Here is a 15,765-nt window from a genome sequence, read left to right as displayed (position 1 = left end):
CTAGCCTTGCGTCCCGTCGCCGAGCACGGACACCGAGATACCCGCCTCTCGAAGCGTCTCGTGGGCGAGGATGTTCCGCGAGTCGACGACGGTCCGGGTTCGCATCCCGTCGAAGTCGGCGGGCGAAAGCTCACGGAAGGCGTCGTGGTCGGTGATGACGACCGCACAATCTGCGCCCTCAAGGGCGGTTTCGCGGTCGACCAGCGGTTCGTCGTAGGCCTCGACGTGGGGATCGTGGACGCGCACGTCGTAGCCGTCGTTCTCGGCCCGGCGGATGAACCGGCCGGCCGGCGTCTCGCGCGTGTCGCTGACGTTCCCCTTGTAGGCGACGCCGAGCACGGCGACTCGCGGCCGGCGGACGTGTGCCACCTGTTCGCGCACGAGTCCGAGCACGTGGTCCGGCATCCCGTCGTTGATATCGCGAGCGAGGGGGACGAGTCGGGCCTGCGCATCGGCCCCGGTGAGGAACCACGGGTCCGTCGTGATACAGTGGCCGCCGACGCCCGGGCCGGGGTTCAGGATGTCGACGCGGGGGTGTTCGTTCGCGATGTCGATTGCCTCGTGGGCGTCGACGCCGATACCCTCGGCGAGCATCGCGAACTCGTTTGCGAGCGCGATACCCACGTCGCGAGAGGTGTTCTCGGCCAGCTTGACGAACTCAGCCGTAGTCGGGTCCGTCAGATGGAGTTCGCCGTCGGTGAACGCGTAGAGGTCCCGAATCGTCTCGGTCGCGCGCTCGTCGGTGCCGACGACGCGGTCGTTTGCTGTCATCTCTTCGAGCGTGCGCTCAGGGATAGCCCGTTCGGGACAGTGGGCGTACCGCACGTCATCGGCGGCGTCGGCGAGAATCGGCTGAACGAGTCGCTCGGAGGTCCCCGGCGGCACGGTCGATTCGAGCACCACGAGTTCGCCCGCGGAGACCACCTCGGCGACGGATTCGACGGCCGCGCGGACGAAGCCGAGGTCGGCGACGTTCTCGCGCTGGTCGAGCGGCGTCGGCACGGTGATGACGTAGGCGTCTGCCGGCTCCGGCTCCGTCGCCGCGGTGAACCGCTCCGCTACCTCGTCGTGGAGCGAATCGAGCCCGGGTTCGTCGAGAGGTAGCTCCCCGTCGTTGAGGGTGGCGACCAGCGACTCGTCCACGTCGACGCCGACCACCTCGTGTCGCCGGGCCAGCAGGAGCGCGGTCGGCAGCCCGATGTGACCGAGTCCGACGACGGCGACCTTCATCCGAGCACCTCCGCGGGCGAGGTTTCGCGGCCGGCGAGGGCGTCGTATAGCCGGGGGTGAATCGTCGCGGCCGCGAGCGAGCCGAGATGTTCGACGGAGGGGTCGAGCCACGAGGCGGCGAGGAAGTGAGCCGTCGCGCGCCGCCGGTCGCGGTCTCCGACGGCGACCCGCCCGCGGTGTTTCTCGTGGGTCGCGGCGAACCGGCGCTCCGTCTCGGGGTGTGCGCGCAGTTCCTCGCGGAACTTCCGCCAGATGCGGTCGCGGGCGGCGACCTGATAGGCGGGGTCGCCAGTGAGAGCACCGCCGGAGACGTTGCCGCCGTGGAACTGGCGCTCGACAAGAACCTCGTCCACGTATGCGACGCGGAACTCCCGGGCGAGCCGGATGTTCACCTCCCAGTCGACGGCCTCGGGGAAGTCGGTGTCGAAGCCGCCGACGGCATCGAGACAGGACGCCCGGAGGAGGTGACTGGAGTGGGGTGCGAGGGGGAATTCGGTGAGAATCTCGGGGTAGCAGTCCCCGTGGACCGTCGGGTGCACTTCGGTGAGCGTTTGCCCGTCGTCGTCGACCCTGACGCCGCCGGCGTAGACGATGCCGTAGTCGTCGCCGAGTTGGGCGAAGCGGTCGAGCTGGCGGGTCGTCTTCTCGGGACGCCAGCGGTCGTCGTCGCCCAAGATACCCAGATACTCGCCGTTTGCAACCTCGGCGGCGCGGTCGAAAGTGGCCGCGATGCCGCGGTTTTCCTCGTTGTGGCGGACGCGGACGCGGTCGTCGTCGGCGTACTCCGCGAGCACCGCGCGGGTGTCGTCGGTGGAGCCGTCGTTCACGACGACGACCTCCAGCTCGTCGTGGGTCTGTGCGAGGGCGCTGTCTATCGCGCCGCCGACGCGGTCCGCGCGGTTGTACGTCGGTATCAGGGCGGAGACGAGCGGCATGCCACGCAGTGGGGTGGCCCGGGGCGAAAGCCTTCCGGAGCGGGGTCGGTAGAGCTACGGTCGTGGCTGTGTGAGCGAAAATATGTCAGAGTCGGTGCCGTTCACGGATATCGCGATGGACGACGCGATGGTGGAACGAGTCGAGGCGGTGTTGCGGTCCGGTCGCCACGTCAAGGGACCGGAGTGTGAGACGTTCGAAGCGAACTTCGCTGCGGCGTGTGAGACCGACCACGCGGTCGCCGTCTCGAACGGGACTGCCGCCCTCTTGCTCGGGATGAAGGCGCTCGACATCGGCCCGGGCGACGAGGTGTTCGTCCCCGCACACACCTACTTCGCGACCGTGTCGCCGGTGCTCGAACTCGGCGCGACACCGAGGTTCGTCGACATCGACCCCGAGCGGTACACGATGGACACGGACGCGCTGCAGGACGCGGTCGCAGCCAGCGAGTCCCCCGCTGCGGTCGCCGTGACCCACATGCACGGCCAGCCGGCGGCGATGGACGAACTCCTCGCTATCGCCGACAATCACGACTTGCGCGTCATCGAGGACGCCGCACAGGCGCACCTCGCGACGGTCGACGACCGACCGGTCGGGAGCCTCGGCGACATCGGCTGTTTCTCTTTTTACCCGACCAAGAACATGACCGTCGGCGGCGACGGCGGGATGGTGACGACCGACGACGAGACGCTCGCAGACCACATCCGCGCGCTCCGGAATCACGGGCGCGACGAATCGGGCGAGCACGTCGCGCTCGGGCTGAACTACCGGCTCGACGAGACGAACGCGGCGGTCGGCGACGAGCAGCTGGCCCGGCTTCCCTCGTGGATTGATGGCCGCCGCGAGGCCGCCGCGGCGTACGACGACCGGCTCGACGCCTGTTCGGCGGTCGTGACGCCGGCGACCGTCGAGGGGGCGACGCACGTCTATCACCACTATCCGGTGCAGGTGCCAGCGGGCGAGCGCGAGGCGTTCAGAGCGTTCCTCGACGAGCGGGGCGTCTCGACGGGCGTCCACTACGACCGCACCGTGCAGGCACAGCCGGCGGTGCGCGAGCGCGTCGACGCGAGCGAGACCCCGGTCGCGGCGGAGTACTGCGCTCGAACCGTGTCGCTCCCGATGCATCCACGACTGAGTGACGACGACATCGCGACGGTGTGTGACGCCGTCGAGGCGTTCGCCGAGGGGGAGCGATGAGTACCCACGCCGTCGTCGGCACCGGCTACTGGGGGAGCAACCACGTCCGCGTCGGCGCGGAGCTGGCGGAAGCGGGCGTCATCGACGAACTCGTCGTCTGTGACGCCGACCGCGACCGGGCGGCCTCGGCAGCCAACGACTACGGGGTCGAGTACGTTACCGACCACGCCGACCTTGATGTCGACACTGCGGTCGTGGCGACACCCTCACCGACCCACCGCGAAATCGCGACGGACCTGCTCGCGTCGGGGACGGACTGTCTGGTCGAGAAGCCGCTCGCGCTGACGGCGGCCGACGCGTGGGCTATCGTCGACGCTGCCGAGGCTGCCGACGCGACGCTCGGCGTCGGGCACATCTTCCGATATCATCCGGCGTTGCGCGAACTCAAGCGCCGCGTCGACCGCGGGGAACTCGGCCGGCTGAAGTATCTCTCGACGGACCGGTACGCCTTCCGCGCGCCGCGAGCGACGGCCGGCACCCTCCACTCGCTTGCCGTCCACGACGTTGATATCTACGGGTGGCTCGTGGGCGAGCGCCCCGAGACGGTGTACTGTCGACTCGACCGGCATCTCCGCCCGGACACCGACGAGACCGCGACGGTCGTGCTCGAGTACGCGGACGCGACGGGCGTCATCAACAGTTCGTGGCAGGTGCCGACGTTCGGGAAGCGCCGGGAACTCGTGGCCGTCGGGACGGAGCGTGCGGCGTCCATCGATTATCTGGCCGATACGGAGCTGGCGCTGTTCGACGCGACGGTTGTCGAGGAGGGTGGCCAGCTCCGGGCACGCGACGAGGGGAAGACCACCTACGAGGTGGACGGCTACGAGCCGCTCCGGATGGAGGTGGAGTCGTTCATCGCGGCCGCACGCGGGGACGGGTCGTTCGACGCCTCGGGGCGAGTCGGTGCGCGCGCGGTCGAACTGCTTTCGTACGCCGAGCAGGCCGACGAGCGGGGCGAGACGGTTACCGTTGGTAGCGTCGGTAGCCGTCGCGAGTGAGGTAGATACGCTCGCCGGCGACGGTGGTCCACGCCGGCTCGTGGGGCGGGAAATCCAGCGCACGGATGCGGTCGTAGAGTTCCGTGTCGGGATCGGCGAGTCGCTCGGGCGGGATGGATTTCAGGTCGTCGAGGCTGTCCTTCGCGTAGAAGTAGCGCGGGCCGTCGAACTCGGACTGTGGCGTCTGGTGGTCGCCGACGGTGCGGTCGGCGATGGCCGGCAGCCACGCCTCGAATAACTCGACCGACTGCTCCTTGACGCGTTCGTACAGCGACCGCGCCGTGTCCGACTCGCGAATCTCGGCGAAACGACGATCGATGACGGCGCCCGAATCGACCGACGGCTCCATGACGTGCAGCGTGGTACCGTGTTGCCAGTAGTCGTCGTCGCGGGCGTTGAGGATGGAGTGGGAGAAGACGTTACTGCCACGGTAGCGGGGGAGTTCGGCCTGATGGAGATTCAGCGGGAGTTCGTTCGGGTGGTCCAGTAGCGTCTCCCCGAGGATATCTGGGAAGTAGACGGAAAGCAGGTAGTCGACGGGCGTGTCGGTGAGTCGGTCGACATCTTCGCGCGCGAGCACGTCGTACCCGAGTTCGTGTGCGCGGCCGCGCACCGACCCCTCCCACCACGTTTCGGCGTCGGGGGCGTAGGTGACGACGGTCGTCACCTCGATGTCGGGGTGGTCGTGGAGGCGGTCGAGACAGCGAACGCCCAGCGGGTGGCTGGCGAGGAGTGCGAGCGTCGGCATACCCCTCCATCGGAAGCCGGCCTCTAAACTGGTGTGTTCCGGTCGACCAGCCGTGACGCGCGACGATACGTCGACCAGCCGCCGACCGACAGCGGGACGAGCAGCGCGTGTCCGAGCGTCGGTTCGAGTCGGGTCGCACGGGTGAACTCCCGGAGCGCACGCCAGCGGTCGCCCGCTTCGAGCGCCGCCAGCCCGCGGTGACGGGCGAGGCGGGCGTCGAACTGCCGACCGGTTCGGGGATTGGCGGCGAGTGCGTCGGCGTACTTCTCCCGGAGGTATTCGCGGATAGTGACCTGATACGTCGGATTGCCGGCGGTCGGGTCGCCGGAGACGTTGTCGTCGGCGAAGCGGCGCTCGACGAGAATTTCGTCGAGAAAGCCGACCCGGAAGCGGCGCGCGAGTCGGATGGCGATGTCCCAGTCGACGCCGCGCGCGAGGTCGGTGTCGTAGCCGCCGACGGCATCGAGACACGACCGCCGAACCATGTGCGAGGAGTGTGGCCGGAAGTCGTGGCGGACGAGCACCTCGGGCCAGAGATCACCCGATGCACCTGTCCGAATCGTTTCGATACGTCTCCCGGCGGCGTCGTAGCTGACGCCCGCGGTGTAACAGCCACAGTAGTCCTCGGGAAGCGAGCGCATGTACGAGAGCTGGCGGGCGAGCTTCTCCGGCCGGAAGCGGTCGTCGCTGTCGAGCGGGCAGACGAACTCGCCCGTCGCGGCGTCGATGCCGGTGTTGCGGGCCGCGCTGATTCCGCGGTTCTCGTCGTGATGGTGGGCGTGAATCCGCGGGTCTGTGGCGGCGTACTCGTCGATGACCTCGCCCGAGCCGTCGGTCGAGCCGTCGTTCACGAGGACGAGTTCCCAGTCGTCGAGCGTCTGGTCGCGGACGCTCTCGATTGCGTCGCCGACCCTGTCGGCGCGGTCGTAGACGGGAATCACGACGCTGACGGCGGGGTCGCTCACGTCGGAAGTCGCACAGCGACCGAAAAAGGCGGTTCGGTCGGGCGGCGATTCAATACTCCGTGTACCCGTCGGTGTCGAGCCAGTTGTGCGCGACGGTGATGGTGTGGTCGGCGTGGAGCCGTTCGGGACCGACCCGGACCCTGCTGTCGGCACGCGCCGCGAGCAGGTCGCGCTCGGCGGCGGTGAAGTCGTTGTGGTCAGAGAGTACGAACGTCGGGTCCGCGGGCGGTTCCGACTCGGGAAGTGGGTCGCCGTCCTCGTGGAGGGAGACGAGTGTGCCGCCGACGCGGTCGAGGGTCTCTTCGAACCCCAGCCGCCGGAGTTCGACGCCCGGCGACGGCTCTGCGGGCATGTGACCGATGGCGTCCTCGCGTGAGTCGAGCGCGGTGCGGATGCGGGCGGCCGTGGTGCGCTCGTCCGGATGGAGGTGGCGGGCGGTCGCCCCGTCGAAGGTGACGGTGTACTCGTCGGCGAGGACGAGATGGACGCGGGAATCACGAATTCCGTGTGAAAGAAAGAGGGCGCTGTTGACACACCGACAGAGCACGTCGAGTCTGCCGGCGGCCGACGGGAGGTCATCGAGCGGGAAATCAGGTGTCGTGGGTGCGTCGTGGCCGACGACGACGAACTGGCGCATAGCCGTCGCTCGCACCGAGCGAGCAAAGCGGCGTCGAACGATGACGGCTTACACCCACGGCTCAAGCTCCTCGCGCCCGGCGAACCGCTCGCGGGTACCGTAGGCATCGACCATCGAGAGCAGCCCAGACGCCACTTGGTACGCTGGCATCGTATCATCGTAGAGCAGGACGAGTCCGGCGTGGTCGGCATTCTCCAGCCCACCGAAATCGGTGACGTCGCTCGTCACGACGATTCGCTGTTCGGCTCGTGCGTACGGCAGCACGTCTCGTTCGTCGCGTGCCCCCTGCCAGAGCGCGTCGCGGACGTGTTCGACATCAACACCCTCTTTCGCGAGATACGTCGCAGTCTTCGGGTCGATGTTCTCGTCGAGCAGAAATCGCCAGTTGGCCATCTCAGGCCGTATCTGGGCTGACGTCGTCGGGGCGGTCAATTGACTCGCGGATGGCGTCTATCGCCGTCTCGCGGGTGCGCTCCACGTCGCGCATCTCGCGGGGGTGGTCGTGATAGTACGCGAGCGCGTGGTACACGTCGGCGACATCGAGGTCGTATCGGTCGGCAACCGTCTCGGGGTCGGTGTCGGCCTCCTCAACGAGGGCGTGAATCTGGCGGACGCTGACGCGGTGACCGCGAACGTGCGGTTCGCTCATCTGGTCATCCGTGATTCGTCGGCTGGCACCCTTCGACATACCCGTAGTTTCAGCCGAGCCGGCAAAAGTGTGCTGTCGGTGAGGGCGTAAACGGTGGAAAACAGCTCACAGCGGCACGAACGGGAGGAGGAACGCCTCGCCGAAGAACTGGAATAGGAAGACGCCGATGACGTTACTCGCGCACGCGCCGGCCAGTCCGAACAGGACGGCCCCGGTGCGGGTGGTGCGGCGACCGAGCGCGGCGGCGACCGACCAGCCGGCGAGCAGCGCCGCGAGTCCAAGGGCGAGCAGCGCGTACGCCTGCAGCGTCTCGCTCGCGCCGCAGTCGGCGAGGGCGACGACGAGGACGGTGAGTTGGCCACCGATAGCGACGCCGCCGGCGTAGGTGAACGCGAGCAAGGTCGCCTGTTCGCGGACGACCGCACGCGCCGCGGGCAGTCGGGCGACGGCGTACAGCGCGAGCGGGAACAGCGGGTAGATATACCGGACTGTCAACGTCGCGTGAACCGGGAGCCGCGGGATGTAGACGAGCGTGAGGAGGACCGCGTAGCCGAGCGCGAAGGCGTCGGCCGTCCGGGCCGGTGTTGCGAGCGACGCTCGGAAGTCGGCGATATCAAGTGTCCGGGCGCGGCGAGCCGCGAGCACCGGAAGTGCGGCGAGTACCCCGGCGATAGGGAGTGCTTCGAGGAAGGCGAGATTGATGGCGAGTCCGGTCGAGCCGGTGTTCTGCGTGGCGACGTAGCCACTCCGGACGAAGGCGTGATACAGCTTCGAGGGTGTCGTGATGCTCGCGCGCACACCGTCGGTGAGGAAGCCGGTGAAGACGCTGAGCCGCGAGAGCGATTCGGCGAACGGACTGAGGAGCGGAGCGAGAGAGAAACCGCCGCCGCCACCGCCACCACCCGCACTACCGCCACTGCCTCCACCAGCACTACCGCCACCACCGCCACCACCCGCACTACCGCCACCACCGCTGCCACCAACACTACCGCCACCACCGCCGCCACCGCCGCCACCGCCGCCGAACCGGATATCGCCACCCGACCCGTACGGCGGGAGCATCCGCGGCGTGGTGAGCGGGTCGCCGGCGACGAGCAGATTCGTCACGATGAGCGGGAGGAGCGAACAGCCGAACGCGCCGGCGACGACGGCGAGCCGGCGAGCGTCGAGTCGCGGGAGCGTGGCGAGGTCGACGGCGACGAGAGCAGCGAGCAGGACGAGTCCTTCGGCGGCGTTGAGCCACGCGGTCAGGCCGACGGGGACGTACGCGAGGGCGTGAAACCGACGAGCAGACCGGCCGGTCGCGCGACTCCGAACGAGCCAGTAGCAAGCCGCGAGCGCGAACGCCGCGGTCAGGACGTGGCGTTTCGGTATCGTCGCCCACAGGACGCCCGGCGAGGCGACAGCGAGGGCGACACCAGCAGCCAGTCCCGTGCGCTCGTCGTGCAACAGTGCGACCAGTCGATAGAGGAGGGTCGCGGCAAGCCCAGCGACGGCGACGGTCGTAGTTTGCATCGCGAGCAGCGCGAGATGCGGTTGGTCGAGTGGGGTGGCGAGGGCGACGCCGGCGACGAAGGCGACGACGGCGAGTCCGGAGCCGACGAGGCGGGCGAGGCGGCCGCGGTCGAGGAGGTCGCCGGCGACGACGACCGTCGCGAGCAGGAGGAGCGACCATCCCCCGACGAGGGCGACGGTGAGGTCCGCGACGGCGGCGATTGCCTGTAACAGCCACAGCGCCGGCAGCGAGAGCACGATGTGGGCGTAGTTGCGGGCGACCGGACCACCCTGCCCGGTGACCATCCCCGGCGTCTGGAGCGAGGAGCCGAACACCGCCTCGCGGACGACGACGTGGCCCTCCGAGAGCGCGACGAGTCCGTTGAGGACGGTGTAGTTGTCCGTGATAGTGACCGTGGTGCGCCAGCCGACGGTCGCGGCGAGGGCGGCGAGCAGGCAGACGAACAGCCCGCGACGGTCGCCGAAGACGACCCGCCAGCGCGTACGGCTCACGGCTCCTCGGCGACGACGGTGATGGTTCGCTCGGCGAGCGTGCGTTCGACCTGCTGACCGCCGTCGGTGCCGCGATAGACGACGGAGACGGTGGCGTTGTACTCACCGGGCGTTACCTCGTCGGGGTCGAAGGTGGAGTCCCCGACGGCGAGCGAGAGCCGGCCGGTGGTACACCGATTCACGACGGTGCGGCTGCCGACCTGGCGGCCGAGTTCGGGGAGGAAGATGCGGTAGGAGAGCGTGGGCCGACCGTCCACGTCGGAGACGTTGACGACGGCCGGCGGGACGGACAGCGACCAGACGCGGGCGCCGTAGCCGGCCTGCGTGAGCGTCGCGCGGTCGGGCAGCGACCGGACCTCGACGGTCGCGTTCCCGACTTGTGTGCGCACGTCACCCTCACACGGGTTCGTGTCGGGGGTCAAATCCAGCGGCGTCGCCGGCCCGGAGACGAGGGCCGTCAGGGCGACGACGGCGACGACGGCGACGGGGGCAACGCGTGCGGTATCCACGCTGAACCGTCGCCGGCGAACGAAAAGTAGCTGACGGTCACTCCAGGCACCTCACTCCGCGGCCGCGTATCGCAACACGCTCACGGCCGCACGGCCGTCGCGCAACTCGCCGGCGACGGCGCGCTGGTGCAGCGTCTCGAAGTCGCGTTCCGTGACGCGGATAGATTCGTTCTCGTCGAGCGACTGGTCCGTCGTCGGCTCACAGTCGTACGCGACGAAGTGGTGGTGGGTCGCGTCGAGCAGGCCGTTCGCCGGCTCGACGGTCGCGACGGGGTCGAGTCGGTCGGCCTCGTAGCCAGTCTCCTCGCGGAGTTCGCGACGGGCGGCGGCGACGAGGTCATCGTCGTCTGGTTCGAGCCCCCCCGCTGGCAGGCCGAGGTTCACCCGGCCGACGGCCTGCCGCCACTCCTCGATAGCGACCACGTCGCCGTCGGGCGTGAAGGGGAGGATTACGACGGCGTCGGGTTCGGTGACGCTGTGGTACTGACCCGTGGAGTCGTCGGGGAACGTGACGGAGTCCTCTCGGACTTCGAAGCCGGGACAGTCGTAGTCGATGCGGGAGTCGGTCGTCTCCCACGCGAGGTCGTCGTCCATACGTCGGAGTGGGACGGCGGGACAAAGACTCCCCCGGGACCGACGTTTATGCTCCTGCCCGCGCGAGCGGTCGTATGGCTGGGCCACACGAATCGATTCGCGTCTTCGCCGCCTCTCGCCCATCACTGCGAGCACTGTGGGCGTCTCGGTCGGGACGGTTCGACCGTCTCCATCTGATTTCGCCCTCCGACGCCGTCGCCGGGGAGTCGGTGACCGTCCGGGTGCAGGCGTGGGACGAGTACGAACGCCTCCACGCCATCGACGGGATGCCGTCGCTCGATTCGACCGACGACGACGCCACCGTGCCGGCCGACGTTTCCTTCGATGGGAACGGACCGAGCGTCGGCCCCGGCAACCCCGAGGCAGGGTTCACGACCGTCGAGGTGACGTTTTCCACGACGGGCGTCCAGTATCTCACCGCCGAGTACCGCGGCGAACGGTTCGTCTCGAACCCGGTTCGCGTCCACGACACCGAACCGGACGAGCGGACGCTGTGGGGGGATATTCACCTCCACTCGTCGCTGTCGGACGGGGCGGGGTCGGCGGCCGACGGCTTCGCGTTCGCTCGGGAGGTGATGGGACTCGACGTGTGCGCCTACACCGACCACGATACGATGGGCTTCTTCATCCCGCCGCGGTGGCAGCGCGAGCGGATGCACGACCGCTACTTCGACCGGCTGAAACGCACCACAGCGGCCAACAACGAGCCCGGCGAGTTCGTGACGCTGTTCGGCTACGAGTGGACGAAACAGCCGACGAAGGGTGGCCACATCAACGTCTACTTCGACGGCGTGGAGGGCGCAGAGCTGTTCGACTCGCACGCCGAGGCGACAGGCAGCTACGAGGGGCTGTGGGAGCAGTTGAGAGAGTGGCGTGACTCAGGCGAGGGCGACGTACTCACCATCCCGCACCACCCGGCGGAGGCGATGTACCCGTTCGACTTCGCCGCGACGGCGTACGATGACGACCTCGCGCCGCTGGTGGAGGTGTACTCCCAGTGGGGGTCGAGTGAGCGGCCCGGCCGCGAGGGGAATCGGCGACCAATCCGGATGGGCCACGGCGAGACGGACAGCCCCGGCACGTACGTGCAGGACGCGCTCGCGCTCGGCCACCGGGTCGGACTGCTCGGCAGTTCGGATTATCACGGCCCGTATCCGGGCCACTCGCTGATGCACGCGAAACCGCATCTCCCGTCGCTGGCGGAGTGGCGGCGCGACGGCGTCGGCTGGGGCCACATCTGGCGGGTGTGGAACGAGCAATCCTACCCCGGCGGATTGACTGCCTTCCGCGCCCCGGAGCGGTCGCGCGAGGCCGTCTTCGACGCGCTCCGGTCGCGGTCGGTGTACGCGACGACCCAGCCGGACCGCATCCTCGCGGAGCTGTCCGTCGACGGAACCCGCGTCGGCGAAGCAGACAGCACCGTCACCGCCGACGGTGAACGGACGATTCGGTTCGAAGTCCACGGGACTGCACCCGTGGAGTCGGTTACCATCGTGAAGAACGGGGAACCGTTCCACGTCGCGACGGGGACGACCGACTTCGACGCGCCGCTGTCGACGTTTGCACAGTCGGGAACGCTGACGGACGACGCTCCGGTGACCGGCCCGACCTACGAGGACGGCCGCGGCGGTGACGCCGACTACTACTATCTGCGGGCACAGCAGGCGACGCGGGCAGATTCGGGGTACGTACCCGGCGGAGCCGCGTGGCTCGGGCCGGTCTGGGTCGAACCGTAGCGCCGGCACAAGGCTTGTCACGACAACGAGTGACGGACCCGATATGGTCACCGTGCGAACGCCCTTCCGGTTAGCGAGCGGCCTGCTGAACGTCGTCGCCGTCGTCCTGCTGTTGGGCGACGGGATGCCCGACTCGACGTTCGTAGTGCGCATCGCCGTCGGGGTACTCGTCGCCGCCGTGTTACAGGTGGGGTACGAAGCGACCGCACACCGGGCTGGGGGCACCGAGGCTTAGAGGTCGATTTGCGCCAAGTCGAGTTCCAACTCGGCGACGTGGTCGTTGTACGCCGCGACGAAGTCGGGTGCATCGGGCGCGAACTCGCGGACTGCCTCCGCAGAGGGTGGACCGTACTGCGAGAGGAGATACGTCCCGCCGGAGCCGCCGACGCGGAGATACGACGTGCTCGACTCCTCGCGCTTGAGCTCCCACCGCGTCCCGTTCACGCGGGCGGTGAAGGTGCCGTAGTCGTCCATCTCGTACCGATACAGTTCGCCGGCCATCTGGTTGCACACCTCGCGCAGGCGGGAGACGATACGGTCGCGCTCCGCGACGACATCCGCGGCGGAGGTGGGCGTCGGAAACTCCGTCGGCACGTCATCGAGCAGGCCGTCGAGCGACCGAACGTAGGCGTCGAACCGCTCGACGAAGGCGTCGTAGTCGGCGAGCGCGTCGACGAGGGCCGCGGGTTCCGGAGGCTGTTGCGTGGAGACGACGTAGGTCTCTTGTCCGCTTCGGGGTTCGAACAACAGGAACTCGATGTCCCCCTGTTCGTGTTTGACGGTCCACTCGCCGTCGTCCGTCTCGAAGCTGCGGCGGCCGTAGTCACCCCCCTCGATGCGGGCGATGGCGTAGGCGATATCGCCGGCGTGGTCGCGGATGCGGGAAACGACCGCGTCGCGTTCCGCGGCGACGGCGTCGGGGTCGGCGGCGATATCGAGTCGGTCTGACATAGCCGTCCTCGGGTGTGTGGTCGTATATCGGCGTCGGTAGGAGTCCGACCTGCCAACCACTGCAAGTCGGTAGAAATCCGACCTGCCAACCACTGCAGGTCGGTAGGAGTCCGACCCGCCAATCACTGCGGGTCGATAATACGCTGCTCTGCCAATCACCGGCCGACGACCCAAGGTAAGAAAAATTTGACAACCCAGCGAGAAACGTAAATTCGTGGAGTCCGAGGGTGGAGACATGACATTAGGGTCGCTTCCGTCGTACGATGCGACGGCGGTCGACACCGTTGGCGACCACGCCGTCGTCGTCGGAGCGAGCATGGCTGGACTCCTTGCAGGACGGGTGCTTGCGGACGGCTACGACCGCGTGACGGTTCTCGACCGCGACCCGCTGCCGGACGAACCGGTGGCGCGGCGCGGCGTCCCGCAGGCGACCCACGCGCACGTGATGCTCGAACCGGCGCGGGCGATGCTGGAGACGCTGTTTCCCGGCTACCTCGACGACCTGACGGACGCCGGCGGCATCACCATCGACACCGCCCACGAACTGGCGTACCACCACGACGGCGGCTTCGTGGCCGACGGCTTGGATTCCGTTCCGATGTACTGTGCGAGTCGGCCGCTGTTCGAGCAGTTGACGCGGCGACACGCGAGCGAGACGGCGAACGTGACGCTGCGACCCGAGACACACGTGACGGGACTGGTGAGCAGCGACGACGAGCGCCGCGTCACGGGCGTCAGCTACCGCGAGGATGGCTCCGAATCGACGATATCTGCCGACCTCGTGGTGGACGCGCGGGGCCGTACCTCGCCCGTGCCGGAGTGGCTGGACCGTCACGGCTACGAGCCGCCGGAGACGGAGACGGTGTCCGTCGACGTGGGCTACGCGACGACGCGCATCGAGCGCCCGCCCGAGGAGACGACGACGATGCTCGTGGGCACGTCACCGCCGACGACCCAGGGCGGAGCCGTCATCCCAATCGAGGACGACCAGTGGATGGTGACGCTGTCGGGGCTCCACGGCGAGTATCCGCCGACCGACCCCGAGGGGTTCATGGCGTGTGCGGAATCGCTTCCCGTCTCTCACGTCGCGGATATGCTCGCTGCAAACGACCGCGTCGCGGAGATTCGCCCCTTCCGGTTCCCGTCGAGCACGCGCCGGCGCTACGACCACCTCGATGCGTTCCCCGACGGGCTGCTCGTGACCGGCGACGCGCTCGCGAGCTTCAATCCCGTCTACGGACAGGGGATGTCCGTTTCGGCGCTGGATGCGCTCCAGCTCCACGCCGCGCTCGCCGCGGGGACCGACGACCTCGCGGCTCGCTTCTTCGACCGGACGGCCGATGTTATCGAGCCGGTGTGGCAACTCACCGTCGGGTCGGACTTCGCCCACGACGCGACGACCGGCCCGAAGCCGCCGGGAACGGACCTGTTCAATCGGTACATGGACCGGCTGATTCCGACGGCCCACGACAACGACTACGTCGCCGAGGAGCTGAAACGCGTCATCCGGCTCCAGCAGGACCCGACGAAGCTGCTCGCGCCGGGGGTGCTCGCGCGGGTGCTCGCGCCCAACTGGCTCACCGCGTAGGGGGAACACTAACCCGACGCCGCTCAATGTGTGGGTATGGCACGCGTACCCTTACTCGATGCCGAGGACCTGCCCGAGGAGTACCGGTATCTGTTCGACCAGAACGACGTGGGGACCGCGGACATCTTCCGCGGGATGGCGAACGCGCCGACGCAGTTCCAGTGGTATATGCGCTACTCCAGTCGGCTGTGGGAAATTCTGCCGGCTCGCGAACGCGAACTCGTGATTCTGGCCGCGGCGCGCGCTCTCGAACACCCGTACGAGTGGCACCAACACGTCCGACTCGGGCGGGAAGCGGGAGTCTCCGACGAGGAAATCACGGCCATCAGCGAGGGACGAGGGGAGCCGTTCGACGCGCAGGATGCTGCACTCCTTGCGTACGCACGGGCAGTCGCGCTCGGTGACGTGCGTGACGGCGACCACGACCGACTGCGCGAGCAGTACGCCGACGAGACGGTCGTCGGGGTGGCGATGTTAGCGGCCCACTACGTCGCGACAGCGCGGGTGCTCGATGCGATGGGTATCGAACCGGAAGAAGAGTTCGTCGGGTGGAAGGTTTGACACACTCCTTGTCATCATAGACGACACGACGGGGACGCAGGTCTTGCTGTTCATGTTTCCATATGGGATGAGCGACAGTACCGATACCTACACAACGGACAGATACCGCCTAGCTCTCTGGAGAGTCGCCGAGACGTTCATTCGCTTCGGTCGAAACACCCTCCAGTTCGGACGTGAGGTCGCGAGTCTGTTCGCCACGCTGGCGGTACCCCTCGGCAACCTTCTCGCGACTCATGGATCGCTCGATGACGGGTTTGCCTGCCTCTTCACGGATGAACACCTCATCTCCGATCTGGAGTCCGAACCGCTCTCGGAGCGGCTTGGGAATCGTCACTTGGCCGTGCTGCCCGACTGTTTGACGTTCACGCTCGCTCATACGAATTCCTACCACATTCACATCGGTGAACGTTTCGGGCAGACGTTGGCTGCTCCAACGTCTCTCAGCGATGACGCCAAATAAAA

General features: G+C 68.1%; 18 protein-coding genes. 6 read left to right on the top strand and 12 right to left on the bottom strand.

Translation table 11 applies throughout. The features are described from left to right. Both DM818_RS08820 and DM818_RS08815 read right to left on the bottom strand, forming a co-directional pair. The gene (locus tag DM818_RS08820; protein WP_153952590.1) at positions 1-1,230 is read right to left on the bottom strand and encodes a nucleotide sugar dehydrogenase; all 1,230 of its coding nucleotides are present in this window, start codon (positions 1,228-1,230) and stop codon (positions 1-3) included. Then, entirely contained in the window at positions 1,227-2,165 is a 939-nt protein-coding gene (locus DM818_RS08815) for a glycosyltransferase family 2 protein (protein ID WP_075937124.1), read from the bottom strand. The genes DM818_RS08820 and DM818_RS08815 overlap by 4 nt, the downstream gene beginning before the upstream one ends. Before the next feature lie 82 nt (positions 2,166-2,247). On the opposite strand from DM818_RS08815, the gene DM818_RS08810 reads away from it, so the two are divergent. Continuing rightward, positions 2,248-3,360 (top strand): DegT/DnrJ/EryC1/StrS family aminotransferase, encoded by a 1,113-nt coding sequence (locus tag DM818_RS08810; protein ID WP_075937125.1) that lies wholly within the window; start codon positions 2,248-2,250, stop codon positions 3,358-3,360. After that, a complete protein-coding gene (locus DM818_RS08805; RefSeq protein ID WP_153952589.1) occupies positions 3,357-4,358 on the top strand; it encodes a Gfo/Idh/MocA family protein in 1,002 nt (333 codons plus the stop codon). Before DM818_RS08810 ends, DM818_RS08805 begins: the two co-directional genes overlap by 4 nt. Here the strand turns inward: DM818_RS08805 and DM818_RS08800 are convergent. The 8 genes from DM818_RS08800 to DM818_RS08765 form a co-directional block, all read right to left on the bottom strand. Beyond that, positions 4,324-5,106, bottom strand: a complete 783-nt coding sequence (locus DM818_RS08800; protein WP_075937127.1) for a formyltransferase family protein — start codon at positions 5,104-5,106, stop codon at positions 4,324-4,326. The two genes, DM818_RS08805 and DM818_RS08800, sit on opposite strands and share 35 nt — an antisense overlap. A gap of 23 nt (positions 5,107-5,129) precedes the next feature. Then, positions 5,130-6,071 (bottom strand): glycosyltransferase family 2 protein, encoded by a 942-nt coding sequence (locus DM818_RS08795; protein ID WP_075937128.1) that lies wholly within the window; start codon positions 6,069-6,071, stop codon positions 5,130-5,132. Positions 6,072-6,120: 49 nt separating this feature from the next. Then, positions 6,121-6,708 carry a tRNA (pseudouridine(54)-N(1))-methyltransferase TrmY gene (gene trmY, locus DM818_RS08790; RefSeq protein WP_152118906.1) on the bottom strand — a complete coding sequence of 196 codons (588 nt, stop codon included), beginning with the start codon at positions 6,706-6,708 and terminating at the stop codon, positions 6,121-6,123. Positions 6,709-6,756: 48 nt separating this feature from the next. Further along, the gene (locus DM818_RS08785; protein WP_153952587.1) at positions 6,757-7,101 is read right to left on the bottom strand and encodes a DUF5615 family PIN-like protein; all 345 of its coding nucleotides are present in this window, start codon (positions 7,099-7,101) and stop codon (positions 6,757-6,759) included. Between the two features lies 1 nt (position 7,102). Beyond that, positions 7,103-7,396 (bottom strand): DUF433 domain-containing protein, encoded by a 294-nt coding sequence (locus tag DM818_RS08780; protein WP_153952586.1) that lies wholly within the window; start codon positions 7,394-7,396, stop codon positions 7,103-7,105. A 66-nt stretch (positions 7,397-7,462) separates the two neighbouring features. Next, a complete protein-coding gene (locus DM818_RS08775) occupies positions 7,463-9,364 on the bottom strand; it encodes a hypothetical protein (protein WP_153952585.1) in 1,902 nt (633 codons plus the stop codon). After that, positions 9,361-9,873 (bottom strand): hypothetical protein, encoded by a 513-nt coding sequence (locus tag DM818_RS08770; protein WP_153952584.1) that lies wholly within the window; start codon positions 9,871-9,873, stop codon positions 9,361-9,363. Before DM818_RS08770 ends, DM818_RS08775 begins: the two co-directional genes overlap by 4 nt. Positions 9,874-9,924: 51 nt before the next feature. Next, on the bottom strand, positions 9,925-10,467 hold the full coding sequence (locus DM818_RS08765; RefSeq protein ID WP_153952583.1) for an NUDIX hydrolase: 543 nt from the start codon (positions 10,465-10,467) through the stop codon (positions 9,925-9,927). Positions 10,468-10,541: 74 nt separating this feature from the next. On the opposite strand from DM818_RS08765, the gene DM818_RS08760 reads away from it, so the two are divergent. Together DM818_RS08760 and DM818_RS08755 are read left to right on the top strand one after the other, a co-directional pair. Continuing rightward, positions 10,542-12,203 carry a DUF3604 domain-containing protein gene (locus tag DM818_RS08760; RefSeq protein WP_153952582.1) on the top strand — a complete coding sequence of 554 codons (1,662 nt, stop codon included), beginning with the start codon at positions 10,542-10,544 and terminating at the stop codon, positions 12,201-12,203. Positions 12,204-12,246: 43 nt separating this feature from the next. Continuing rightward, positions 12,247-12,438, top strand: a complete 192-nt coding sequence (locus DM818_RS08755; RefSeq protein ID WP_075937133.1) for a hypothetical protein — start codon at positions 12,247-12,249, stop codon at positions 12,436-12,438. Here the strand turns inward: DM818_RS08755 and DM818_RS08750 are convergent. Beyond that, complete coding sequence (locus tag DM818_RS08750) at positions 12,435-13,154, bottom strand: hypothetical protein (protein ID WP_153952581.1); 720 nt, start codon at positions 13,152-13,154, stop codon at positions 12,435-12,437. The genes DM818_RS08755 and DM818_RS08750 overlap by 4 nt on opposite strands. 235 nt (positions 13,155-13,389) lie before the next feature. Here DM818_RS08750 and DM818_RS08745 point away from each other — a divergent pair, with 235 nt between their 5' ends. Both DM818_RS08745 and DM818_RS08740 read left to right on the top strand, forming a co-directional pair. Further along, positions 13,390-14,742: an NAD(P)/FAD-dependent oxidoreductase gene (locus DM818_RS08745; protein ID WP_153952580.1), complete on the top strand. Its 1,353-nt coding sequence runs from the start codon at positions 13,390-13,392 to the stop codon at positions 14,740-14,742. Positions 14,743-14,778: 36 nt separating this feature from the next. Continuing rightward, positions 14,779-15,303, top strand: coding sequence for a carboxymuconolactone decarboxylase family protein (locus DM818_RS08740; RefSeq protein ID WP_075937135.1), 525 nt, complete (start codon positions 14,779-14,781; stop codon positions 15,301-15,303). A gap of 109 nt (positions 15,304-15,412) precedes the next feature. On the opposite strand, the gene DM818_RS08735 is transcribed toward DM818_RS08740, so the two are convergent. Continuing rightward, positions 15,413-15,679, bottom strand: coding sequence for an AbrB/MazE/SpoVT family DNA-binding domain-containing protein (locus DM818_RS08735; protein ID WP_075937136.1), 267 nt, complete (start codon positions 15,677-15,679; stop codon positions 15,413-15,415). Positions 15,680-15,765 lie beyond the last annotated feature (86 nt).

This window comes from Halosegnis longus (genome assembly GCF_009663395.1).
GTDB classification, from domain to species: Archaea; Halobacteriota; Halobacteria; order Halobacteriales; family Haloarculaceae; genus Halosegnis; species Halosegnis longus.
Note: the sequence above shows the minus strand (reverse complement) of the source record. Positions and strands in the feature narration are given on the sequence as shown.